The organism is Desertibacillus haloalkaliphilus, assembly GCF_019039105.1.
Lineage (GTDB): Bacteria > Bacillota > Bacilli > Bacillales > KJ1-10-99 > Desertibacillus > Desertibacillus haloalkaliphilus.
The window spans coordinates 1-403 of record NZ_JAHPIV010000234.1 but is presented as its reverse complement, the minus strand read 5'-3'; the positions used below and the strand labels follow the sequence as shown (position 1 = coordinate 403).

1 protein-coding gene is annotated in these 403 nt (G+C 39.5%); it reads right to left on the bottom strand.

The genetic code is table 11. The features are described 5' to 3' along the window. Positions 1–403, bottom strand: a 403-nt coding sequence (locus KH400_RS21715) for a toprim domain-containing protein (protein ID WP_217228186.1), incomplete at both ends; no start/stop codon positions are given.

Below are 403 nucleotides of genomic sequence, written 5' to 3'. Positions count from 1 at the left end.
TACTCGACCAGCACTTAGCCCCTTTTTTACTTTCTTCCATAATACTGGGCTAATGTTATAACCAACTAAACGATCGAGAATTCTTCTTGCTTGCTGAGCGTCCACCAAATCCATATTAATTGGACGTGGCGTTTTGAAAGCGTCCTTAATTGCTTGTTTCGTAATTTCATTAAACACGACTCTACAATCTGAATTCTCATCAATGTCGAGACTGTGAGCAAGATGCCAAGCAATCGCTTCACCTTCTCTATCGGGGTCAGCCGCGAGATAGATTCGTTTAACTTTTTTAGCAGCTGTTTTTAATTCTTTTAGAACGGGACCTTTTCCACGTATTGTAATGTACTTGGGCTCATAACTTTTTTCAACATCTACTCCCATTTGACTTTTTGGTAAGTCTCTAACA